Annotated in this window: 19 protein-coding genes and 1 riboswitch; of the genes, 10 read left to right on the top strand and 9 right to left on the bottom strand. The window is 63.6% G+C overall.

Features of this window, described 5'->3' with window-relative positions; all coding sequences use genetic code 11:
- Positions 1–215 precede the first annotated feature (215 nt).
- Positions 216–1286 carry an enoyl-CoA hydratase/isomerase family protein gene (locus D906_RS23790; protein WP_019098523.1) on the top strand — a complete coding sequence of 357 codons (1071 nt, stop codon included), beginning with the start codon at positions 216–218 and terminating at the stop codon, positions 1284–1286.
- Positions 1287–1302: 16 nt separating this feature from the next.
- Positions 1303–2454, top strand: coding sequence for an acyl-CoA dehydrogenase family protein (locus D906_RS23785; protein ID WP_027614933.1), 1152 nt, complete (start codon positions 1303–1305; stop codon positions 2452–2454).
- Between the two features lie 139 nt (positions 2455–2593).
- On the opposite strand, the gene D906_RS23775 is transcribed toward D906_RS23785, so the two are convergent.
- Positions 2594–3526, bottom strand: coding sequence for a LysR family transcriptional regulator (locus D906_RS23775; protein ID WP_016713940.1), 933 nt, complete (start codon positions 3524–3526; stop codon positions 2594–2596).
- Positions 3527–3652: 126 nt separating this feature from the next.
- Between D906_RS23775 and D906_RS23770 the strand changes: the two genes are divergently transcribed.
- Positions 3653–3913 (top strand): DUF2790 domain-containing protein, encoded by a 261-nt coding sequence (locus tag D906_RS23770; protein WP_016713939.1) that lies wholly within the window; start codon positions 3653–3655, stop codon positions 3911–3913.
- Position 3914: 1 nt separating this feature from the next.
- Here the strand turns inward: D906_RS23770 and D906_RS23765 are convergent, their stop codons facing one another.
- Positions 3915–4607: a tRNA (adenine(22)-N(1))-methyltransferase TrmK gene (locus D906_RS23765; RefSeq protein WP_025752497.1), complete on the bottom strand. Its 693-nt coding sequence runs from the start codon at positions 4605–4607 to the stop codon at positions 3915–3917.
- A 134-nt stretch (positions 4608–4741) separates the two neighbouring features.
- Here D906_RS23765 and D906_RS23760 point away from each other — a divergent pair, with 134 nt between their 5' ends.
- Positions 4742–5122, top strand: coding sequence for a RidA family protein (locus D906_RS23760; RefSeq protein WP_019098525.1), 381 nt, complete (start codon positions 4742–4744; stop codon positions 5120–5122).
- Between the two features lie 143 nt (positions 5123–5265).
- A complete protein-coding gene (locus D906_RS23755) occupies positions 5266–7266 on the top strand; it encodes a U32 family peptidase (protein ID WP_019098526.1) in 2001 nt (666 codons plus the stop codon).
- Between the two features lie 143 nt (positions 7267–7409).
- Here the strand turns inward: D906_RS23755 and D906_RS23750 are convergent, their stop codons facing one another.
- On the bottom strand, positions 7410–8735 hold the full coding sequence (locus D906_RS23750) for a sigma-54 dependent transcriptional regulator (RefSeq protein ID WP_019098527.1): 1326 nt from the start codon (positions 8733–8735) through the stop codon (positions 7410–7412).
- A gap of 342 nt (positions 8736–9077) precedes the next feature.
- Between D906_RS23750 and D906_RS23745 the strand changes: the two genes are divergently transcribed.
- Positions 9078–9344, top strand: a complete 267-nt coding sequence (locus tag D906_RS23745; RefSeq protein ID WP_013972506.1) for a hypothetical protein — start codon at positions 9078–9080, stop codon at positions 9342–9344.
- Between the two features lie 100 nt (positions 9345–9444).
- On the opposite strand, the gene D906_RS23740 is transcribed toward D906_RS23745, so the two are convergent.
- The 4 genes from D906_RS23740 to cobW form a co-directional block, all read right to left on the bottom strand.
- The gene (locus tag D906_RS23740; protein ID WP_026020434.1) at positions 9445–10011 is read right to left on the bottom strand and encodes a VWA domain-containing protein; all 567 of its coding nucleotides are present in this window, start codon (positions 10009–10011) and stop codon (positions 9445–9447) included.
- Positions 10012–10112: 101 nt separating this feature from the next.
- Entirely contained in the window at positions 10113–11123 is a 1011-nt protein-coding gene (locus D906_RS23735) for an ATP-binding protein (RefSeq protein ID WP_025752504.1), read from the bottom strand.
- A gap of 1 nt (position 11124) precedes the next feature.
- The gene (gene cobN / locus D906_RS23730) at positions 11125–14886 is read right to left on the bottom strand and encodes a cobaltochelatase subunit CobN (protein ID WP_027614934.1); all 3762 of its coding nucleotides are present in this window, start codon (positions 14884–14886) and stop codon (positions 11125–11127) included.
- A 3-nt stretch (positions 14887–14889) separates the two neighbouring features.
- Complete coding sequence (gene cobW, locus D906_RS23725; RefSeq protein WP_003247913.1) at positions 14890–15957, bottom strand: cobalamin biosynthesis protein CobW; 1068 nt, start codon at positions 15955–15957, stop codon at positions 14890–14892.
- A 99-nt stretch (positions 15958–16056) separates the two neighbouring features.
- Positions 16057–16271: riboswitch (cobalamin riboswitch) on the bottom strand.
- A 100-nt stretch (positions 16272–16371) separates the two neighbouring features.
- Here cobW and D906_RS26670 point away from each other — a divergent pair.
- From D906_RS26670 to D906_RS23710, 4 genes are all read left to right on the top strand, one after another.
- Positions 16372–16548: a glyoxalase superfamily protein gene (locus D906_RS26670; protein WP_019096281.1), complete on the top strand. Its 177-nt coding sequence runs from the start codon at positions 16372–16374 to the stop codon at positions 16546–16548.
- A complete protein-coding gene (locus D906_RS23720) occupies positions 16545–16907 on the top strand; it encodes a hypothetical protein (protein ID WP_025752512.1) in 363 nt (120 codons plus the stop codon). Before D906_RS26670 ends, D906_RS23720 begins: the two co-directional genes overlap by 4 nt.
- A gap of 169 nt (positions 16908–17076) precedes the next feature.
- Positions 17077–18654 carry an ATP-binding cassette domain-containing protein gene (locus D906_RS23715; RefSeq protein WP_019096283.1) on the top strand — a complete coding sequence of 526 codons (1578 nt, stop codon included), beginning with the start codon at positions 17077–17079 and terminating at the stop codon, positions 18652–18654.
- Between the two features lie 135 nt (positions 18655–18789).
- Positions 18790–19809, top strand: a complete 1020-nt coding sequence (locus D906_RS23710; RefSeq protein ID WP_012272061.1) for a branched-chain amino acid aminotransferase — start codon at positions 18790–18792, stop codon at positions 19807–19809.
- A 133-nt stretch (positions 19810–19942) separates the two neighbouring features.
- On the opposite strand, the gene D906_RS23705 is transcribed toward D906_RS23710, so the two are convergent.
- Complete coding sequence (locus D906_RS23705) at positions 19943–20659, bottom strand: IclR family transcriptional regulator (protein ID WP_019096284.1); 717 nt, start codon at positions 20657–20659, stop codon at positions 19943–19945.
- Positions 20660–20901: 242 nt separating this feature from the next.
- Positions 20902–22218, bottom strand: a complete 1317-nt coding sequence (locus D906_RS23700; protein ID WP_027614935.1) for an OprD family porin — start codon at positions 22216–22218, stop codon at positions 20902–20904.
- Positions 22219–22350 lie beyond the last annotated feature (132 nt).

Raw genomic sequence — 22350 nt, 5'->3', positions numbered from 1 at the left:
GCTGTGCTGCCTGACGGATCAATCAAGCTACCGGCGGGTTTGTTACGCTCAGATTAATGATTTGCCTGGCTGGGGGACTGGCTAGCAGCAAAAATGCACGATGCCCCTGCATAATTGTCGATTGTGCAAGGCAAATTCGCATGACAGGATCCTGCGATCCTCCAGCGAACTCCAGACTTCACTTGGAAAATCAATAACAAAGCAGGGAGAACGCAATGACTGCGCACGCTCAAGCCTCGGTAACCGAGCATGTACTGGCCGAGGTCCGTAACCAGATCGGCCACCTGACTCTGAACCGCCCCGCCGGCCTCAATGCCCTAACCCTGGATATGGTCCGTAGCCTGCGCCAGCACCTGGACCAGTGGGCCGAAGACCCGCACGTGCGCGCGGTGGTGCTGCGCGGCGAAGGCCCAAAGGGCTTCTGTGCCGGTGGTGACATCCGCTCGCTGCACGACAGCTTCAAAGCTGGCGACACGCTGCATGAAACCTTCTTCGTCGAAGAATACGCCCTCGACCTGGTCATCCACCGCTACCGCAAGCCGGTGCTGGTGCTGATGGACGGGTTTACCCTGGGTGGCGGCATGGGCCTGGCCCAGGGCTGCGACCTGCGCGTGGTTACCGAGCGCAGCCGTCTGGGCATGCCCGAAGTCGGCATCGGTTATTTCCCGGATGTGGGTGGCAGCTACTTCCTGTCGCGTATCCCTGGCGAGCTGGGCACCTACCTGGGCGTCAGCGGCGCACAAATCCAGGCGGCCGACGCGTTGTACTGCGGCCTGGCCGACTGGTACCTGGCCAGCGACCAACTCGCCGCCCTTGACCAAGGCCTGGACCAGCTGAGCTTTGGCGACAACCCGCTCAAGGACCTGCAAAACCTGCTGGCCAGGCTGGGCACGCAGGTGCTGGACGATGCGCCACTGGAAAAACTGCGCCCGGCCATCGACCACTTCTTCGCCCAGCCTACCGTGCAGGCCATCGTCGAGCAGCTGCGTGCCGTCAGCATCGCCGACAGCCATGCCTGGGCCGTCGCCACTGCCGACCAGCTGGAAAGCCGCTCGCCGCTGGCCATGGCGGTTACGCTGGAGATGCTGCGCCGTGGCCGCCACCTGGGCCTGGACGACTGCTTCGCCATGGAACTGCACCTGGACCGTCAGTGGTTCCGGCACGGCGACATCATTGAAGGCGTGCGCGCGCTGATCATCGACAAAGACAAGCAGCCCCGCTGGAACCCGCCGACCCTGGCCGCGCTGCAGCAACAGCGGGTCGACCAATTCTTCGAAGGCCTGTGAGCCCGGGAGTACACAGATGCAAGACCTGGAACTGAGCGAAGAACAAATCATGATCCGCGACATGGCCCGGGACTTTGCCCGTGGCGAGATCGCCCCGCATGCCCAGGCCTGGGAAAAGGCCGGCTGGATCGATGATGGCGTGGTGCGCAAAATGGGCGAACTGGGCCTGCTGGGCATGGTGGTGCCAGAGGACTTCGGTGGCAGTTACACCGACTACGTGGCCTACGCCCTGGCCGTGGAAGAAATTGCCGCAGGCTGCGGCGCCACCGGGGCGATGATGAGCATTCATAACTCGGTAGGCTGCGGCCCGCTGCTGGCTTACGGTACTGCCGACCAGCAACAGCAATGGCTGCCCCGCCTGGCCAGTGGCGAAGTGATCGGCTGCTTCTGCCTGACCGAACCGCAAGCAGGTTCCGAGGCACACAACCTGCGCACTCGCGCCGAGCTGGTCGATGGCGAGTGGGTCATCAATGGCGCCAAGCAGTTCGTCAGCAATGCCCGCCGCGCCGGCCTGGCCATCGTCTTCGCAGTCACCGACCCGGAGCTGGGCAAGAAAGGTTTGTCGGCGTTCCTGGTGCCCACCGACAACCCGGGGTTCAAGGTTGACCGCAGCGAGCACAAGATGGGCATCCGTGCCTCGGATACCTGCGCAGTTACCTTCGACAACTGTCGCATTCCTGCCGCCAATATCCTGGGCGAGCGTGGCAAGGGCCTGGCCATCGCCCTGTCCAACCTGGAAGGCGGCCGTATCGGTATCGCAGCCCAGGCCTTGGGCATCGCCCGCGCCGCGTTCGAAGCGGCACTGGTGTACTCACGTGACCGCGTGCAGTTCGGCAAGCCGATCAACGAACACCAGAGCATCGCCAACCTGCTGGCCGACATGCAGGTGCAGGTGAACGCCGCACGCTTGCTGATCCTGCATGCCGCCCGCCTGCGCAGCGCCGGCAAGCCGTGCCTGTCGGAGGCATCACAGGCCAAGCTGTTCGCGTCCGAAATGGCCGAGCGGGTGTGCTCGATGGCGATCCAGGTGCATGGTGGGTATGGCTACCTGGAGGACTACCCGGTGGAGCGCTACTACCGGGATGCGCGGATTACGCAGATTTATGAAGGGTCGAGCGAGATTCAGCGCATGCTGATTACGCGGGAGTTGAAGCACTATCCCCTGTAATTCAACTGCAACAGGCCCTTTGTGGGAGCGGGCGTGCCCGCGAAGCAGGCGATGCGGTGGATGGCACCGGCTTCGCCGGTGTTCGCGGGCACGCCCGCTCCCACAGGATTGGCGAGTGGCTCAAGAAAGCGTCAGTCGCCTACCGCCAATACCGCGCATCATCCACCACCTTCGCATGCCCTTCGAACAGCGCCGGCAGTTGCTCCTTGAGGTAGTCGATCCAGGTCCGCACCTTGGCATCCAGGTAATGCCGTGACGGGTACATCGCATACAGCGCACTTTCGCGCAGGCGGTACGGCGCCAGCAGCCGGCACAAGCGCCCCTGCTCGATGGCCTGGCTGGCGGTATAGAACGGCAGCAGGCCGATCCCCATGCCCAGCTCACTGGCCACCAGCATGGCATCGGCCACATTGGTGGAAAAATTGTCACGCGGTGCGATCACGCACTGATCCACACCCTGGGGGAATACCCAGTCGCCTTCATACATGGGATAAGCCATGCGCAGGCAGCGATGCGCATGCAGGTCCTCGGGGCGTTCAGGCACGCCATGTCGCTCCAGATAGCTGGGTGCTGCGCAGGGGATACTGAAGATATCGCCAAGCGGTACAGCGATCAGCTGTGAGTCCGGCAGCGCACCGTCCACGGTGATCACCACGTCATGGCCTTCGGCCAACGGGTCAGGGTTGCGCTGGGACAGCGTCAGCTCGATCACCACTTCCGGGCACAACGCGTTGTAGCCGGCCACCAGCGGCATCAGCAACAGCCCAAGGCCGTGCGGGCAATGCAAACGCAGGTGGCCGCGAGGCGTGAGGTGCGCGCCACGCGCCTCACCCACCGCTTCTTCGGTCAGCAGCATGATCTGCCGCGCCCGCTCCAGAAACCGCTCGCCGGCCTCGCTCATGCGCAGGCGCCGGGTGGTGCGGTGCAGCAGGCGGGTCTGCAGCTGGTTTTCCAGCTCGGCAACAATGCGCGAAACCTGCGCCGCAGAGATGTCCAGGGCATTGGCGGCTGCAGCGAAGCTGCCGCATTCCACCACACGGGCGAAGGTACGCATGGCATGCAGCATGTCCATGACAGTGTGCTCCTTGTTCAGTCTTATTCTTGCGTTACAGGCAGGAATCTATCACGACTTAGCCCATTTATTGTGGATCACCAATGAATACATCATTAGCCATACATTGAACACAAGGAGCCTGTCATGAAACGTTCGATCGCTGTAATTGCCGTTGCCGCTGCCCTCAGCACGTTCGGTGCCTTCGCCGATAGCGCCAAAAACCAGCCTGTGAGCAGCAATTACGAGTACGGCATGCCGCTGGATGTGGCCAAAGTGATCTCCATCACCCCGGCCAGCAATGCCGCCGACTGCCAGGTTGGCACGGCGCACATGGTGTACGTCGACCATCAAGGCCAGAAACACGAAGTGGACTACCGCGAAATGGGCAACTGCTCGCAGCAGTGAGTCAGGCCAGCACCTGGGTGATCCAGCCCACCTGCCGATTGAAGTCGTCGATCTTTACCTGAGGCACCGCATCGCGGGCACGTTCGAAGTTGGCCAGGGTTTGCTGCTTCTGTTTCAGCATACGCCGCCACTTCACCCGAAATGCCTCGCTTTTCTCCTGCAACAGCACCGGGCCGAAGTACAGCTGTTCAGCGGTGTACGCAGCCTCGCCGGGCTCGGCAACGATGATTTCGTAGTCGAAGCGGTTTTCGCGCAGCAGTTCTTCGTTGACGATACGGTAACCGTTACCCGCCAGCCACTCGCGCAGCTCGCGCTCAGCGCCATTGGGCTGCAACACCAGGCGCATGACGCCAGCAAGGCGCTGCTTGCCGGCCTGCAGAATGTCGCACATGGTGTCGCCCCCCATGCCGCAGATGCTGATCACCGAAATACGGTCGTTTGCCTCCACTGCGGCCAGGCCATCGGCCAGGCGCACGGTGATGCAGTCTTCCAGGCCGTTCCTGCGCACGTTGCGCTGGGCCGAGGCGAACGGCGTTTGCGCCACCTCCCCCGCTACCCCGGCCTCGATCACACCCCGCAGCATCAAGGCCACCGGCAGGTAGCCGTGGTCCGAGCCAATGTCGGCCAGGCGCGCGCCCTGTGGTACATGGGCAGCCACGCGCTCCAGGCGCCTGGACAAAGTCTGTTCGTTCACCGTAAACCCCCGGTTTTGCAATGGGCGCGATTCTGACGGTGAACGCCGCGCATTTCAAACACCGGGGTACCCTCGACCCGCCCGCCCTGCTCGCGTAGGCTTGCCGCTTTCCTTCCGTTGCAAGGCAAGACACCATGGCTAACGCAGAAATCATCTACACCCCGGACCCGGACGCCGAGTCGATTTCGTCCGACGTCGCCGAATACAACGGCGTACTGGTCACCACCCAGATCCCGACCCACGCCGATGGCAGCCTGGAACTGGGCGGCATCGTCGAACAAAGCGAATGCACCCTGCAGGCGCTGAAAGTGGCGCTGGAGAAAGCCGGCAGCGGCATGGACCGCGTGCTGCACCTGACCATCTACCTGACCGACATGGCCGACCGTGCCGCGTTCAACGAGGTGTATCAGCGTTTCTTCAGCAAGCCCTGGCCGGTGCGTGCCGCCGTGGGTGTCGCATCCCTGGCGTTCGAAGGTATGCGCGTTGAAGTGACCGCAATGGCCGCCAAGCGCTGATATACCTGTAAGGGCCCTATCGCCGGCTTGCCGGCGATAGGGCCGGTACAAGCAATACACCTCCCGGCACCCCGATGATGCCGCCAGCCCGTTTCGCCGCTACAATGCCCGCCTAAACCGTGACAGCCCGAAAATATAACGACATGTCCCTTCCAAAGAATCACCTGGAACTGCTCAGCCCTGCCCGTGACGTGGCCATCGCCCGTGAAGCGATCCTGCACGGCGCTGATGCCATCTACATCGGCGGCCCGAGCTTTGGCGCGCGCCATAACGCCTGCAACGAAGTCAGCGATATCGCCGAACTGGTCGAGTTCGCCCATCGCTACCACGCACGCGTGTTCACCACCATCAACACCATCCTCCACGACAACGAGCTGGAGCCGGCGCGCAAGCTGATCCACCAGCTGTACGACGCCGGTGTCGACGCACTGATCGTGCAGGACCTGGGGGTGATGGAGCTGGACATTCCGCCGATCGAGCTGCACGCCAGTACGCAGACCGACATCCGTACCCTGGAGCGGGCCAAGTTTCTCGACCAGGCCGGTTTCTCGCAACTGGTACTGGCCCGTGAGCTGAACCTGCAGCAAATCCGCGCCATTGCCGCCGAAACCGACGCCGCCATCGAGTTCTTCATCCACGGCGCGCTGTGCGTGGCCTTCTCCGGCCAGTGCAACATTTCCCACGCGCAAACCGGCCGCAGCGCCAACCGGGGCGATTGCTCACAGGCCTGCCGCCTGCCGTACACCCTGAAAGATGACCAAGGCCGCGTGGTGGCGTTCGAAAAACACCTGCTGTCGATGAAGGACAACAACCAGACTGCCAACCTGGCCGACCTGGTCGATGCTGGCGTGCGCTCGTTCAAGATCGAGGGCCGCTACAAGGACATGGGTTATGTGAAGAACATCACGGCCCACTACCGCAAAGAGCTCGACGCCATCCTCGAAGGCCGCCCGGCTTATGCCCGTGCATCCAGCGGCCGCACCGAGCACTTCTTCCTGCCCGACCCGGACAAGACCTTCCACCGTGGCAGTACCGACTACTTCGTCACCGACCGCAAAGTCGACATCGGCGCCTTCGACTCGCCAACCTTCACCGGCCTGCCGGTGGGCGTGGTGGAAAAGGTGGGCAAGCGTGACATGCAAGTGGTTACCGACGTACCGCTGACCAACGGCGACGGCCTCAACGTGTTGGTCAAGCGCGAAGTGGTGGGCTTCCGTGCCAACATCGCCGAGCCTCGCGGCGAATTCGTGGAAGACGGCCACACGCGCTACCGCTACCGTGTCGAGCCCAACGAAATGCCTGAGGGCCTCTACAAGCTGCGGCCCAACCACCCGCTGTCGCGCAACCTCGACCACAACTGGCAGCAGGCCCTGCAACGCACCTCGTCCGAGCGCCGGGTTGGCGTGGAGTGGCACGCGGTACTGCGCGAGCAGCGCCTGATGCTGACCCTGAGCAGCGAAGAAGGCGTGAGCGTGCAGGTGGCCCTGGATGGCCCGTTCGGCGTGGCCAACAAACCGCAGCAGGCACTGGACCAGTTGCATGACCTGCTCGGCCAGCTGGGTACCACGATGTACCACGCCGACAGCATCCAGCTGGACGCCCCGCAGGCGTACTTCATCCCAAACTCGCAGCTCAAGGCCCTGCGCCGCGAAGCCATCGAGGCACTGACCGAAGCGCGTATCAAGGCGCACCCGCGTGGCGCGCGCAAGGCCGAGACGACGCCGCCACCGGTGTACCCCGAGTCGCACCTGTCGTTCCTGGCCAACGTGTACAACCAGAAGGCCCGAGACTTCTACCACCGCCACGGCGTGCAACTGATCGACGCGGCCTACGAGGCCCATGAAGAGCACGGCGAAGTGCCGGTGATGATCACCAAGCATTGCCTGCGCTTCTCCTTCAACCTGTGCCCCAAGCAGGCCAAGGGCGTGACCGGCGTGCGCACCAAGGTGGCCCCCATGCAGCTGATCCAGGGTGACGAAGTGCTGACCCTGAAGTTCGACTGCAAACCGTGCGAAATGCATGTGATCGGCAAGATGAAGAGCCACATCATCGACCTGCCGACCCCAGGCAGCGCGGTGGCCCAGGTGGTGGGGCACATCAGCCCGGAAGACCTGCTGAAAACCATCCCGCGCGGGCCGCATTGATCAATCTGTACGGGCCTCCTCGCGGCTTAAGCCGCGCCCACAGGGAAATCACAGCATTCGAAGCGGTGAAAATCCCTGTAGGAGCGGCTTAAACCGCGAACACCGGCGTAGCCGGTGCCAGCCAACAAAATCCTCGGTTCCAATCAGCGAATCTGATGCTTGTGCAGCAGCCGGTAAAACGTCGGCCGTGAAATCCCCAGCACCTTGGCCGCCACACTCAGGTTGTCACTGTGCCGGTTCAGCACGTCGCACAGTGCCTGGTGCTCGGCCCGGTGCTTGTACTCTTCCAGCGTACCCAGCGGCTGTTGCTCCTGGTCGAGCAGCTGCAGCCCCAGGTCCTGCGCCTCGATCTGCCGCCCTTCGGCCAGCACCAGGCCACGGCGCACGCGGTTGGCCAGCTCGCGCACATTGCCCGGCCAGTCATGCCGACCCATCGCCGCCAAGGCATGGTCGCTGAACGAGCGCGGCCGGCGCCCGGTTTCCAGGCTGTAGAAATGAGCAAAGTGGCTGGCCAGCATCGAGAGGTCGCCATGCCGGTCGCGCAACGGCGCGGTCACTACCTGCAACACATTCAGGCGGTAATACAGGTCTTCGCGAAATCGCCCTTGCTCGATGGCCCGTTCCAGGTCCACGTGGGTGGCGGCTAGCACACGCACATCCACCGGGATTGGCTGGCTACCGCCCACCCGCTCAATGTGCTTTTCCTGCAGAAAGCGCAGCAGGTTGGCCTGCAACTCCAACGGCAAGTCACCGATTTCATCAAGAAACAACGTGCCCCCATGGGCCGCTTCGATGCGCCCGGCCTTGCGCTGGTGCGCACCGGTGAAGGCGCCCTTCTCATGGCCGAACAGTTCGGACTGGATCAGGTGCTCGGGAATAGCCCCGCAGTTGATGGCAACGAAGGGCTGCTCGCTGCGTTGCGACTGGCGGTGCAGGGTGCGCGCCACCAGCTCCTTGCCGGTACCGCTTTCGCCTCGGATCAGCACCGGCGACTCGGTGGGCGCCAGTTTGCCCAGCAACTTGCGCAACTCACGGATGGGCCGGCTTTCACCGAGCAGTTCGTGGGTGGCTTCATCCACCTTCACCGCCCCTTTGCCACGCAAGCGCGCCATGCCGAACGCCCGGCCAAGGGTGACCTGTACGCGGGAGACGTCGAATGGCAGGGTGTGGAAGTCGAAGAACCATTCACAGACAAAATCGCCGACGGCAGGCATGCGCAGTTGTTCGGCACTGAGCACGGCAATCCATTCGGTATTGCTGCGTTTGATCATGTCCTTGACTGCATCAGGGTGCCTGAGGTGCGAAGCCTGCAAGCGCAGCAGGCCTACATCACAAGGGTGGTCCAGCGCCCCGCCGAGCACGCAGGTGTCTACATCCCAGCCTGCGCTGCGCAGGCCCGGTAACAATCGGTGGCAGTCGTCGCAGGGGTCGACGATAAGCAAACGGCGTTGGGCGGCAAGCTGTTGCATAACCGATCCTTGGCGCCAGTTTTTGGTTTTATGAAGTAAAACAGCAAGTTGTGGCGCCCGTTTAACAGTAGCAACGAAGTTGACGGTTCCCAGTACCGTCTGTCTGCCGACGCATTTTTTTACAAAGCATCACGGGAATTTTCGCGTTTTATCGACATCACATGGCGGCGCAGGCAAGAACGGATTCGGCCCTGACAAAAAATTTTACATCCATTGTGTGACTTGCCCCCGGACAACGAGCATCAGTACACATAACCCCGCGCTGCACTTCGCGATGATTGAGGCGACTTTGAAGCAACGCGGACTTAACTTCGCTGTTTGGGACCATAGAGAGACCGAACCATGAATGCCCCGCTCCGTGTCAACGAAGCACTGCTGATTGCCGACCACGCCTTCGAACCTTTCCAGTGCGTAGCCTGGGATGCACCCAACGGTACTGGTGAACTGAGCCTGGCAGTGATCGACCGGACCAGCACCCGCATCGGCAGCAAACAAGTGTCTTCGCGCATCTATTCCGACCCGGCCCAATGGGCCAGCCTGATCGAGGAAGTGCGCGCCGAACTGTGCGAAAAAGGGTACGACCTGCAACCGTGGTCGATGCCGAAGTAATAACGCCAGGCAATTCAAGTGCGTGCAACGTCACGCACTTGATTGCATGCAAAGTTGCTGTTCTGGCAACTTTTTCTATGGCGACATAGTGTCGCGCCAATCAGTCCAAGATTTTGAAGTGCTGCAAGTGCTGGTAATCGGCCTGCAATTGCTCAGCCAGACGCTGTGCGCGCCCAAGACGAACGGGGGCAAGTTCCATATCCACCAATAACGTTGCACAAGGCATGGGCTGCACGGCGTTGCAGTGCTGCAGGCGACCGTCGGTAAAGACCAGGCAGCGCATGGCTTCAGTCGGATGGGCGCGCTGGCGCGCCAGAAGCCAGTGCCGAGCCTGTTCCAACGCGGCGATCAGCGGCGTACCGCCACCGGCACCCAAGGCTTGCAGCCAGGGCTGCAAGGCCGCCGAGGCCTTCAGGCCGTGGCGTTGCCATTGTGGCGTTTGCCCGCTGGCGGTGAGCAGGGCCAACCGGGCGCGCTGGCGGTAAGCCTGGTCGAACAGGGCTGCCAGCAGCCCTTTGGTTTGCGCCAGCGCCTGATGACGACGGGTGGAGGCCGAGGCATCGACAATCACCAGCCATAGCTCTGCGGGCCTGGCTTGGCGCTGCTGCCAGCACAGGTCCTGGAGCAACCGTGGCCGCCCCTTGAGCAAAGTCGGCAGCCAGGCCACCCGACCGGTCGCCGCACTGCGTGCCCGGCCACGGCTGGCCCCGCCCTGCTTGCCCGCGCCAGGTCTGGCATCCGCCCCTTTGGCAGGTGGCTGGCGAATGCTCAGGGCTTTTTTGCCCAGTTCGGCACCTCGCGGCGGGCACCGCTGGCCACCGGCTGCGCCGGCAACGCCCCCCAGTCACCCTGCCCGCCCTGTTCGCCAGGGTGACTGGCACCCGGCTGATCGGGCTGCGGCGGTGCCGACGGCGCAGGGGCCTGGGGCGCCACTTGGCGACGATGGCGCAAGGCAAACTCGGCCACCGCGTCGACATCTGCTTCTTCAATAGCCGCCCCCCCGCGCCAGGCGCAGTGGGCGCGTGCAGCGCGCAGCCACACCAGGTCGGCGCGCAGGCCGTCGACGCCAGCGGCATAGCAGCGCTCGGTGATCCACGACAGCGCCTGGTCGTCCAGCGCTATGCCGGTCAAGGCCCGGCGCGCCGCCTGGCAGCGTTCGCGCAACTGCGCCTGGGCCGCAGCCCAGTGGGCACAGAAGGCGTACGGGTCGCTGTCGAAGGCCAGACGACGCCGAATGATCTGCTGACGCGCCTCAGGCTCGGGCGAACCTTCCAGGGCCACGTTGAGGCCAAAACGGTCGAGCAGTTGCGGGCGCAGCTCGCCTTCCTCCGGGTTCATGGTGCCGATCAGTACGAAACGGGCACTGTGCCGGTGCGAGATGCCGTCACGCTCGATACGGTTGGTGCCACTGGCCGCCACGTCGAGCAACAGGTCGACCAGGGTGTCGGGCAGCAGGTTGACCTCATCGACATACAGCACGCCACCGTCAGCCTGGGCCAGCACGCCCGGGGAGAACTGCGCCTTGCCCTGCCCCAGCGCCGCGCTCAGGTCCAGGGTGCCGACCAGCCGTTCCTCGCTGGCACCCAGCGGCAGGGTGACGAATGGCCCCTCGCCCAGCAGGTCGGCCAGGCCACGGGCCAGCGTACTCTTGGCCATGCCGCGCGGCCCTTCGATCAGCACACCGCCGATTTTCGGGTCGATGGCCGTCAGGCACAGCGCCAGCTTCAGGTCGTCGGCACCGACCACCGCGGCCAGCGGAAATTGTACGGGTTCACTCATTTCAAGCCTGTTCCTCGCCGTCGAGCAATTGCGCCTCAAGGGCCTCTCGGTAGTCGCCTGGTGCCTGCCACAGCCCGCGCTGCTGGGCCTCCAGCAGGCGCTCGGTCAGGTCGCGCAGGGCCTCGGGGTTGTGCTCGCGCATGAAGTCGCGGGTCGCCGGGTCGAGCACGTAGGCATCGGCGAGCCCCTGGTAATGATGGTCGTCGATCAGGTGCGTGGTGGCGTCGAAGGCGAACAGGTTGTCGACCGTCGCCGCCATCTCGAAGGCGCCTTTGTAACCGTGGCGCTTCACCCCGTCGATCCACTTGGCGTTCAGCGCACGGGCGCGGATAACCCGGTTCAACTCTTCCTTGAGGGTACGGATGCGCGGCCGGTCGGCCTGGCTGTGGTCGCCGTGGTAGCTGGCCACGGTAGCACCGGACAGGGTTTCCGATGCGGCCAGCATGCCGCCCTGAAACTGGTAGTAATCGTTGGAGTCGAGCAAATCGTGCTCGTGGTTGTCCTGGTTCTGCAGCACCGCCTGCACCTTGGCCAGACGCTGGGCGAACTGGGCGCGGGCCGGGGTGCCTTCGTCACGGGCGCCGTAAGCGTAACCGCCGTGGTTGAGGTACACCTCGGCCAGGTCGTCGCGGCTGTGCCACAGGCGCCCGTCGATGGCGTTCTGCACTCCGGCGCCGTAGGCGCCAGGCTTTGCCCCGAACACCCGCCAGCCCGCCTGGCGCGAAGCCTGCTCGGCGTCCACGCCTTGCGCTTGCAGCGTGGCACGCTCGCTGCGTACACGGGCGGCCAAAGGGTTGAGGTCGTCGGGTTCATCCAGCGCAGCGACGGCCTGCACCGCCGCATCGAACAGGCGGATAAGGTTACCGAAGGCATCGCGGAAAAAGCCCGAAACGCGCAACGTCACATCCACCCGAGGGCGGTCGAGCAGGCTCAACGGCAGGATTTCGAAGTCGTCGACACGCTGGCTGCCAGTGGCCCACACCGGCCGCACGCCCATCAATGCCATGGCCTGGGCGATGTCGTCGCCGCCCGTGCGCATGGTCGCCGTGCCCCACACCGACAGGCCGAGCTGGCGCAGGTGGTCGCCGTGGTCCTGCAGGTGCCGCTCAAGGATCAGGTTGGCCGAGGCGAAGCCCAGGCGCCAGGCCGTGGTAGTGGGCAGGTTGCGCACGTCCACGGTGTAGAAGTTGCGGCCGGTGGGCAGCACGTCGAGGCGCCCACGGCTCGGCGCACCGCTGGGGCCTGCGGGCACGAAGCGCCCGGCCAGCGCTGCCAGCAGGCCATTCATTTCGGCTGCACCGCACGCGTCCAGGCTAGGCGCTACCGCTTCGCGCAAGGCCTGCACCACATCGTGCACAGGCTGCCATTCGTTCTGCTCGGGTAGCGGCACCGTGCCGGCCAAGGCCTGACCGATCACCTGAAGTGCCAACAGCTCAAGGCGCTCGCGGGTATCTCCACAGGTGCGCCACGGTTCGCTGCTCATGGCCTGCAATTGCGCTGGGCGTGCGCCCTGCCAAGGCTGCCCAAGCTCACAATCGAGCGGATCGAAGCCCGGCACCAAGGCCTTGGCCAGGGCACGCAACAAGCTGGCATTGCCGCCGCGCCCGTCGCCCCGTTCAACCCGCAACAGCGCCAACAGGGTATCCAGCCGCAAGCGGCCTTCGGGCGACTGGCCGAACACGTGCAGGCCATCGCGAATCTGCGATTCCTTCAGATCGCACAGGTAGGTGTCCAGGCGCGGCAGCCATATGGCGGCATCGTCCAGCTGCCCTTCCAGCTGCAGCTCGCGGTCGATGTGGTTGGCCTTGACCAACTCCAGGATGTCGCGCTGCAACTCGCGGGCACGCCGTGGGTCGAGCATCTGCGCTTCATAGAACTCGTCGGCCAGCTGTTCCAGGTGGCGCAACGGGCCATAGGTCTCGGCGCGGGTCAGCGGCGGCATCAGGTGGTCGATGATCACCGCCTGGGTACGGCGTTTGGCCTGGGCGCCCTCGCCAGGGTCATTGACGATGAACGGGTAGATGTTCGGCAGCGGGCCGAGCAAGGCGTCTGGCCAGCACTGCGCCGACAAGCCGACGCCCTTGCCGGGCAGCCATTCGAGGTTGCCGTGCTTGCCGACGTGGATCACTGCATCGGCCGCAAAGGCATGGCGTAGCCAGAAGTGAAACGCCAGGTAGCCATGCGGCGGCACCAGGTCGGGGTCGTGGTAGACCGCGCTCGGGTCTACCTGGTAGCCCCGGGCCGGCTGAATGCCGACAAAGGTCAGGCCATAACGCAGGCCGGCCACCATCAGCCGTCCGCTGCGGTACATCGGGTCCTGCTCGGGCGGCCCCCAGCGGTCCAGCACGGCCTGGCGGTTGGCGTCGGGCAGGCGCTCGAAGGCGGCCTGGTAGTCGGCCAGGCTCAGACTTTGGGCGCAGGGGCGCAGGTCCAGGTGGTCGAGGTCGTTGGTTACGCCGCCAAGCAGTTGGTGGATCAGTTGTGTGCCGCTGCCCGGCAATTCGGCCAGCGGATAGCCCTCGGCCTGCAGTGCCTTGAGAATGTTCAAGGCAGCGGCAGGAGTGTCCAGGCCGACGCCATTGCCAATGCGACCATCGCGGGTTGGGTAGTTGGCCAGCACCAGGGCCACGCGCTTCTGCGCATTGGGCAGGCGCGCCAGTTCAACCCAGCGGCGGGCCAGCTCGGCAACGAAGTCCATGCGTTCGGGGTGGGCGCGGTAGCACACCACATCGGACTGGCTGCGCTCGCTGCGCCAGGCCATGTCCTTGAAACTGACCGGCCGGGTGATAATGCGCCCGTCCAGCTCAGGCAAGGCAATGTGCATGGCCAGATCGCGCGCGCCCAGCCCCTGTTCGCTGGCTTCCCAGCCAGGCTGGTTGTCCTGTGCGCAGATGGCCTGCAATACCGGGATGTCGCGGCTGAACGGGCGCAGGTTGGGGCGTTCGGGGCTGGACAGGGCAAAGCCTGTGGTATTGACCAGCACTTCGGCGCCGACCTCGTCCAGCCAGGCTTCGACCTGCTCCAGGCAGGCGCTTTCCTTGAGGCTGGCCACCGCGATCGGTAACGGGTTCAGCCCGGCAGCCTGCAGGCGCTGGCAGAACACGTCGATGAATGCGGTGTTGGCCGCCTGCAAGTGCGAGCGATAAAACAGCAGCGGCGCTACCGGGTGCTCGGGGTGCCAATGCGGGTACCAGTCTTCCAGCGTGGTGCTGCCCTTGGCCGGGTGATACACCGCCGTGCGCGGCAAGGGCTGCGGCTCCTCCCAGGCATAGTCACGGCCCAGCCACTGGCTGGCCAGGCAGTTGAACAGGTTGATGGCGTTGGCCTTGCCGCCTTGGCGCAAGTAGTGCCAGAGGCGCTCGGCCTGCTCGCCACCGACAGTACCCAGGGAGGTCAGCTCCGGGTCCGGTCGGTCATCGCCCGGCACCATAATCAGCTGCACGCCACGGGCGGCCAGCTCGACCAGTTGCTCGACGCCATAGCGCCAGTAACCGACACCGCCGTGCAGCGACACCAGGATGACTTTGGCATGGCGCAGCACCTGGTCGATATACAGGTCGACCGACGCGTGGTTTTGCACCTGCATCGGGTTGGCCAGACGCAGGCTGGGGAAGTCGTCTGGCAATTGCTCGGCGGTATCGGCGAGCAGTGCCAGGTGCGAATCGCCGCTGCAGAGAATCACCAGCTCGGCGGGGGTCTGGCCGAGGTCGGCAATGCTGTCATCCGGCACGAAGCCGCCGGGCTGGGTCCGCAGCAGGTGCATGGGTCAGGCGCCCAGGGCCTGGCGCAGGCGCGCTTCCAGCTGGGCAGCGTCAAGGTCCTGGCCAATCAGCACCAAGCGGGTAATGCGCGGCTCGTCAGCACGCCAGGCGCGGTCGAAGTGTTTGTCGAAACGGGTACCCACGCCTTGCACCAGCAGGCGCATCGGCTTGCCCGGGATGGCGGCGAAGCCTTTGGCGCGCAGGATGCCGAACTCCACCACCAGCTGGGTCAGGGCATCGAGCAACAGGCTTTCGTCGGCTTCTGGCAGGTCGATGGAGATGGAGTCGAAGGCATCGTGGTCATGATCATCATGGTCGTCACCGTCGTGGTGCGAGTCATGGTGGGTACGGCGGCCATCGATGTGCGCCTCGGACTCGGCGCCCACGCCCAGCAGCACCTCCAGCGGCAGCTTGCCGCTGCTGGCTTCGATCACCTTGACGGCTGGCGGAAGCTCTTCGGCCACTTCGGCACGGACCTTGGCCAGGCCTTCGGCATCGATCAGGTCAGCCTTGTTCAGTACCACCAGGTCGGCGCTGGCCAGTTGGTCGGCGAACAGTTCGTGCAGGGGCGATTCGTGGTCCAGGTTAGGGTCGAGCTTGCGCTGGGCATCGACCTGGTCCGGGTAGGCAGCGAAAGTACCGGCCGCCACGGCCGGGCTGTCGACTACGGTGATGACCGCATCGACGGTGCAGGCATTGCGGATTTCCGGCCACTGGAAGGCTTGCACCAGCGGTTTGGGCAGGGCCAGGCCGCTGGTTTCGATCAGGATGTGGTCCAGGTCGCCACGGCGTGCCACCAGCTCGCGCATCACCGGGAAGAATTCTTCCTGCACGGTGCAGCACAGGCAGCCGTTGGCCAACTCGTAGACACGGCCACTGGCTTCTTCTTCGGTGCAGCCGATGCTGCACTGCTTGAGGATTTCGCCGTCGATCCCCAGTTCGCCGAATTCGTTGACGATGACCGCAATGCGACGGCCCTGGGCGTTGTCGAGCATGTGGCGCAGCAAGGTGGTCTTGCCCGAGCCGAGGAAGCCGGTGACGATGGTGACGGGGAGCTTGGCCAGTGTTTTCATGTCGCAGTGCCCTTGGCAGTGTGGCGCGGGCATGCAGGACGACAGCCACGGGCCAGGCCGGCCGGGCTTGTTCGCCACCGGATCACCCCGCCCGGTTTAAAGTCGAAAACGTGACGAGGCAGGTCTCCTGGCTCGCACCGTTCCATAGGCCTGACAAACAGCAGGCGGTGGCGGGATGACGCCTTCCCGCGCGCGGGCGCAGTGGCTGTGTCGATCCGTTATCGGTGCTTACAGTTGCGGGGGCAGCCGCGGCTTGTACCGCGTTCCCGTCTTAGCTTCGGCGTGGCCGAAGAACCTCGAAGTGGCAAGGCTACGCAGTGGTTGGCGGGTGGTCAACCGTTGCGCAGCGCTGGCTGACCACAAGGCACCCAAGTGCGTTACAGTGGCGCCTTCATCCACGGTCAAGGACGCCCCATGCAGCTCGCCCCCGCCATACCGGTACTGCGCATCTTCTCGGTCGACAAGGCCAAGGCGTTCTACCTCGATTTCCTCGGTTTCAGCGTGGACCGGGGCCTGCAGATGCAGGTGTATGACCCGTTTGGCAACCGCCTGCGCTTTTGCCAGCAGATCGATGACGAGGCCAACCCTTGAAAGCGTTGGGCAAGCGCGATATGGCCCGGCTGGAGCGGGAACTGGTGGCGTGCCTGACCGAAGCCTGCGAAACCGCCAAGGCGGAAATCGTCGGTTTCAGCTGGCTTACCCACCGGCTCGACCCCGAGGATTTTCCGGGCAGCCTGCGCATTACATGGGTGTTCGAGCAAGAGGCCGACAAAACCGCTGCCGTGGCAGGCCAGGCGAAGGCGCGCATGCTGGCACTGACCAGCCAGGCGTTGGAGCAGGCCGGCATCCCGCTAGACCACCCGGCTTGGCATGTGCGTTTCGACAGTGAAGAGGCCTGCGCACACGGCCAAGGTGGCGACTGGGCCACGCGCTTGCAGAAGCAGCGCTGAAGCCAGCTGGCGGGCGGTGCTTTACCCGCCCCTGCCAGTCCGTTAGGCTTCACGTTCCCCTGCTACGAGGTGTTCGTTCAATGCGCCACTGATGCCGCCGTCCCCTTCGACGGCCAGTCTTCAGCCTCCGGTTCGCTCCGGAGATGTCGCGGCATTTGTGGAGTTGTGCATGACGAACACGTCAATCCTGACGCTGGACAGCGTCTCCCTGACCTTGCCTGATGGCAGGCAGCTGTTTACCGACCTCAACGAAACCTTTGATCGCCGCCGCACTGGCCTGGTCGGGCGCAATGGTGTGGGCAAGAGTTTGCTCGGTCAGATTCTGGCCGGCCAGCGCGAACCGAGCAGCGGCCATTGTCGACGCCTTGGCCGTATTCACCTGCTGAACCAGCAGGTGATCGAACAGAGCGCCACGGTTGCCGACCTGGCCCAGGCCGGCACGCTTTTCGCAGCGCTGGAGCGTATCGAGCAAGGCGGCATCGCCCCCCAGGATTTCGACACCGTTGGCGAGCGCTGGGATATCCGCGAGCAATTGCAGGCGCACCTGCAGCGCCACGGTCTGGGCCAACTCGGCTGGCACCAGCCCGCCAACAGCCTGAGCGGTGGCCAGGCCATGCGCGTGGCGCTGATTGGCGCGTGGCTGAGCAATGCCGACTACCTGATTCTCGACGAACCCAGCAATCACCTGGACAGCGAAGCCCGCGCCCAGCTGCTGGGCATGATCGAAGCCTGGGACCGGGGCCTGCTGGTGATCAGCCACGACCGCAGCCTGCTGGCGCACATGGTGCGTATCGTCGAGCTGTCCGGCCTGGGGTTGCAGGCCTATGGCGGCAATTACAGCTTCTATACAGAGCAAAAGGCCAGCCAGACGACCCAGGCCCAGCAGCAACTCGCCCGATTGAAGCAGGCGCAGCAACGCCAGGCCCGTGAACTGCAACGCCAGCGCGAAGACCTGGAGCGCCATCAGGCCCGGGCCGGGCGCCAGGCCAGGCACGCCAATCAGGCCAAAATTCTGGTCGATCGCCAGCACGAGCGCAGCCAGGCCACGGCGGGCAAGCAGCGCCGCGACCACGGCGAAGCCCGGCAGGCCCTGCATGATCAAGTCCGCGATGCCGCGCGCAAGGTCGAGCAGGACACCGCCATTACCTTGCATGCCCCCACACCTCAGCGCCATGCAGGCCGCGAAGTGCTGGCCCTCCAGGCGCTTCGCCTGCCCCGTGGCACCCGCAAACCGCTCGACCTGCGCGTATGCCTGGGCCAGCGGGTGGGTTTGGTCGGGGCCAATGGCAGCGGCAAGTCCACCCTGCTCAGGCTGCTGAACGGGGAATTACCGGCATCGCCTGACAACGTGCGCCTCACGGGCGAGACGGCCCTGCTCGACCAGCATTGCAGCACGCTATGCGGCCACAGCAGTGTGCTCGACCACCTGGGCAGGGCCAACCCGGCAATGGCCCAGGGTGAATTACGCAGCCGCCTGGCGCAGCTTGGGCTGGATGCGGCCCGTATCGAACTGCCCAGCAGCCTGCTCAGCGGCGGAGAACGGATGAAGGCGGCACTGGCCGCCGTGTTGTACCGCGAACGGCCGCTCGACCTGTTACTGCTGGACGAACCCGGTAACCACCTGGACCTGCCGTCACTGGCCGCACTGGAGCGCATGCTCGGGCAGTTCGGCGGGGCGCTCATGGTGGCATCCCATGATGCAGTACTGCTGCAAAACCTGGCGCTGGATGAGTACCTGCAGTTGTAGATACCGAAAAAATGCATCGCAGGCTATCAATTCGTGACTGGCCGTTCCCGATCTGCCACGGATGTATTATGGTGGCGTGGTGCGCATATAACAGCAGCCCGAGCGATCGGGCACTTGCAAGACAATGAGGGTGTCATGAGCAACGAAAGCATTAATTGGGACAAGCTGGGTTTCGACTACATCAAGACCGACAAACGCTACCTGTCCGTATGGCGCAATGGCGAGTGGGACAAAGGCACCCTGACCGAAGACAACGTACTGCACATCAGTGAGGGCTCTACTGCCCTGCACTATGGCCAGCAGTGCTTCGAGGGCCTGAAGGCCTACCGTTGCAAGGACGGCTCGATCAACCTGTTCCGCCCGGACCAGAACGCCGCCCGCATGCAGCGCAGCTGCGCCCGCCTGCTGATGCCGCACGTGCCCACCGATGTGTTCATCGAAGCGTGCAAGCAAGTGGTCAAGGCCAACGAAAAGTTCGTGCCACCGCACGGCAAAGGCGCCCTCTACCTGCGCCCGTTCGTGATCGGCACCGGTGACAACATTGGCGTGCGCACCGCCCCCGAGTTCATCTTCTCGGTATTCGCCATCCCGGTTGGCTCGTACTTCAAGGGCGGCATGAAGCCGCACAACTTCCAGATCTCCAGCTTCGACCGCGCCGCCCCACAAGGCACCGGTGCGGCCAAGGTCGGTGGCAACTACGCCGCCAGCCTGCAGCCAGGCGCTGAAGCCAAGAAGGCCAACTTCGCCGACGCCATCTACCTCGACCCGCTGACCCACACCAAGATCGAAGAAGTCGGTTCGGCCAACTTCTTCGGCATCACCGCCAACAACGAGTTCGTGACCCCGAAATCGGCCTCGGTGCTGCCAGGCATCACCCGCCTGTCGCTGATGGAGCTGGCACAATCGCGTCTGGGCCTGACCGTGATCGAAGGTGATGTCGAAATCAACAAGCTGGACCGCTTCATTGAAGCCGGCGCTTGCGGTACTGCGGCGGTGATCACCCCGATCGGCGGTATCGAGTACAACGGCAAGCTGCACGTGTTCCACGACCTGGAAAAGGTCGGCCCGGTTACCCAGAAGCTCTACAACGAGCTGACCGGTATCCAGAGCGGTGACGTTGAAGCACCGGCAGGCTGGATCGTCAAAGTCGCCTGAGGCGCTTGAGCGGTATGAAAAACGGGGCATGCCAGCAATGGCATGCCCCGTTTTTTGTAACTTATGATCGGCGACAATTTGCTGCGGGGAGCCGTCCTCAGGAAGCATGAACCCTGCCATCCACGCCGCCTGTCTACTGGACCGATTCGGGCTCCAGGTTCGCAGGCTTGAAGCCCAAGCTGCGCATCAGATCACGTGCCGCCTCAAAAAACATCTGCCTGAGGCTTTCGGCATATTGTTCCGTCAAACGACTCGCAGGCCCTGAAATGACAAGGGCGCCCATCAACTCGTGCTGCGCACCGTAGATGGGCAGAGCCATCGAAGCAGCATGCGGGTCGGTTGCGCCTTTGGAGTAGTAGGGTTTGTGCAAGGCAATGCCGATCTGATAGGGCGCGCGCAAAGCCTGCGCCCCCGCTGCTTCGTCCATCGGGCGCATGTCACCAGGTTGCAGGTTCAGGCGCAGTGAGTGCGAGGAATTGACCCGGTACTGACACATCCGATACGCACCGTGACGCACATAGAAGGACGCCGTTTCACCCGACTGTTCAGCCAGGTGATGCAAACGTGGCATCACGTGCCGTTCGAGGTCGAGTGTCTCCTGATACACAGCGTTCAAACGCATCACTTCACTGGCCAGCTGATAGCGTCCATCGGCCATACGCGTAATGAACCCATGGTTTTCCAGAGACACCATCAAACGCATGATGGTGCTCTTGATGAGCCCGGTACGCTCAACCAGCTCGACCAGGCTCAGCGCAGAATCGCCTATCCGAAAAGCGGTCAATACGGTCAAAACACGGTCTGCCGATGCCACACCATTCACCGCTGGACGCGGCCGCGCTTTCACCATTTGCAAAACCTCACACGATTGAGGCCCTCCATTCAGCACGAGGGCAGAAAAATCCCATTATCCGACAACGGTCGGCCTCCGCCAACGTCGCATTTACTGTGGCCAGGTAAAAATGCCCCGGCCACTGGCGTTCTGGCGCTGTACGTTCGCTCCTGAGGGTCGCCACCGAATCAGGCAGTACACCTGACCCGCAGTGATGGGCATGGTGCAACATGCTGGGCAACTCCGGTCACTGGACCAGCTCAGAACAGCGGCAGGGTGTAGTTGATGATCAGACGGTTCTGGTCGCCATTGCGCGCTGCCTCGCTGTGCGACTCGCCGTTGCGCCAGGCCACGCCAAGCCCCTTGAAAGTGCCGCCCTGGATCACGTAGTCCAGCGAGAAATCGCGCTCCCATTCCGACTGTTCGGCGCCGCCAACGGTCTGGATATGGTCGCCTTTCAAATACATCACCGAAGCCTTCAGCCCCGGTATGCCCATGGCAGTGAAGTCGTAGCCGTACTGGGCAAACCCGGTACGCTCACCGGCCCGCGTGAAGCTGAGCAGCATCTTGTCGGTCCACAGATACAGGCTGCTGCCGCCAGCACCCTTGTCGATCGAACCCTGGTTGATCTGCACGAAGTTGCTATCGTCGGAAACGCTCTGATAACCCAGGGTCAGCGAATGGCCTCGCAGGCGATAGGTTAACGCCGCACTCCATAGGTCATTATTGATTTCGCCATCGCTGCCACTGGTGTAACCACCGACGGTGTATCCCTGGCTACGCCCCGAAGCACTGCCGTTGGCGCCATCCGAACGGGTGCGGAAATAGCGCAGGTCAGTCGTCAACGAGCTGTCATCAGTCAACACCAGTGTGTGATTGAGACCGGCGAACTGTTGCAGGTAATAGTCTTCGAGCTGACCGGCGTAATACTGCATCAGCAGCGAATCGGTGGCGCGATAGTCAGCACCGACAAAGTTGAAACGGTCACTCTCCTGCGTGCCGCCGCTTACGGCCATGCCCGTGAGGTCGGTCGAAGCCCGGCCCCTGGCGCGATTGAGCGCGCCGCCGATCAGCGTGAAGTGATCGATGTCCTTCGATTGCAGCTGCACACCTTGAAAGCTCTGCGGTAGCAACCTGCCATCAGAGGCCACCAGCACCGGCAGCTTGGGCATCAGTTGCCCCACTCGCAGCTCGGTCTGACTCATTTTCATCTTGGCGGTGACACCGGCGCTGCTCCAGTGGTCAGCGGCACCATCGCCATCGGACGGAATCATGCTGCCGCCCTGATGCCGCCCCCTGCCGCTGTCCAGCGTCAGGCCCAGCGTGGCCGTGGCGTCCACGCCAAAGCCAACTGCACCCTCGGAATAGCCGGAGCGCACGTCCAGCAGAAAGCCTTGCGCCCACTCCTCGGTTTTGGAGGGCTGGGCCGTGCCGTCACGGTTATCGCTGTGGAAGTAGAAATTGCGCATCGAAAGATTCGCGTGGCTGTCACTGATCAGGTCGGCTTGGGCAGACAGGCCTATGACACTGCCGCCAGTTGCCAGTGCAATGCGGCAGATTGAAGGGAAGGATTTCAAGAAACAGACTCCAAGGGATCGCTATTATTATTTTGAAACATCATTTCTTTTTATGGAGTCATATTACCTCCGCATCGTCAATAGGTGCCGCCATTCAGCGCATAAATTAAGGAATGCGCGTAAAATTCGCTT

Origin of the sequence: Pseudomonas sp. LAIL14HWK12:I1 (genome assembly GCF_003202095.1) — a bacterium.
GTDB classification, from domain to species: domain Bacteria; phylum Pseudomonadota; class Gammaproteobacteria; order Pseudomonadales; family Pseudomonadaceae; genus Aquipseudomonas; species Aquipseudomonas monteilii.
This window is presented reverse-complemented; position numbering and strand designations above follow the sequence as displayed.

Coding starts and splice junctions, on each gene's coding strand:
- D906_RS23790 (WP_019098523.1), top strand. CDS start 216: ATGACTGCGCACGCTCAAGCCTCGGTAACCGAGCATGTACTGGCCGAG.
- D906_RS23785 (WP_027614933.1), top strand. CDS start 1,303: ATGCAAGACCTGGAACTGAGCGAAGAACAAATCATGATCCGCGACATG.
- D906_RS23775 (WP_016713940.1), bottom strand. CDS start 3,526: ATGGACATGCTGCATGCCATGCGTACCTTCGCCCGTGTGGTGGAATGC.
- D906_RS23770 (WP_016713939.1), top strand. CDS start 3,653: ATGAAACGTTCGATCGCTGTAATTGCCGTTGCCGCTGCCCTCAGCACG.
- D906_RS23760 (WP_019098525.1), top strand. CDS start 4,742: ATGGCTAACGCAGAAATCATCTACACCCCGGACCCGGACGCCGAGTCG.
- D906_RS23755 (WP_019098526.1), top strand. CDS start 5,266: ATGTCCCTTCCAAAGAATCACCTGGAACTGCTCAGCCCTGCCCGTGAC.
- D906_RS23750 (WP_019098527.1), bottom strand. CDS start 8,735: ATGCAACAGCTTGCCGCCCAACGCCGTTTGCTTATCGTCGACCCCTGC.
- D906_RS23745 (WP_013972506.1), top strand. CDS start 9,078: ATGAATGCCCCGCTCCGTGTCAACGAAGCACTGCTGATTGCCGACCAC.
- D906_RS23735 (WP_025752504.1), bottom strand. CDS start 11,123: ATGAGTGAACCCGTACAATTTCCGCTGGCCGCGGTGGTCGGTGCCGAC.
- cobN (WP_027614934.1), bottom strand. CDS start 14,886: ATGCACCTGCTGCGGACCCAGCCCGGCGGCTTCGTGCCGGATGACAGC.
- cobW (WP_003247913.1), bottom strand. CDS start 15,957: ATGAAAACACTGGCCAAGCTCCCCGTCACCATCGTCACCGGCTTCCTC.
- D906_RS26670 (WP_019096281.1), top strand. CDS start 16,372: ATGCAGCTCGCCCCCGCCATACCGGTACTGCGCATCTTCTCGGTCGAC.
- D906_RS23715 (WP_019096283.1), top strand. CDS start 17,077: ATGACGAACACGTCAATCCTGACGCTGGACAGCGTCTCCCTGACCTTG.
- D906_RS23710 (WP_012272061.1), top strand. CDS start 18,790: ATGAGCAACGAAAGCATTAATTGGGACAAGCTGGGTTTCGACTACATC.
- D906_RS23705 (WP_019096284.1), bottom strand. CDS start 20,659: ATGGTGAAAGCGCGGCCGCGTCCAGCGGTGAATGGTGTGGCATCGGCA.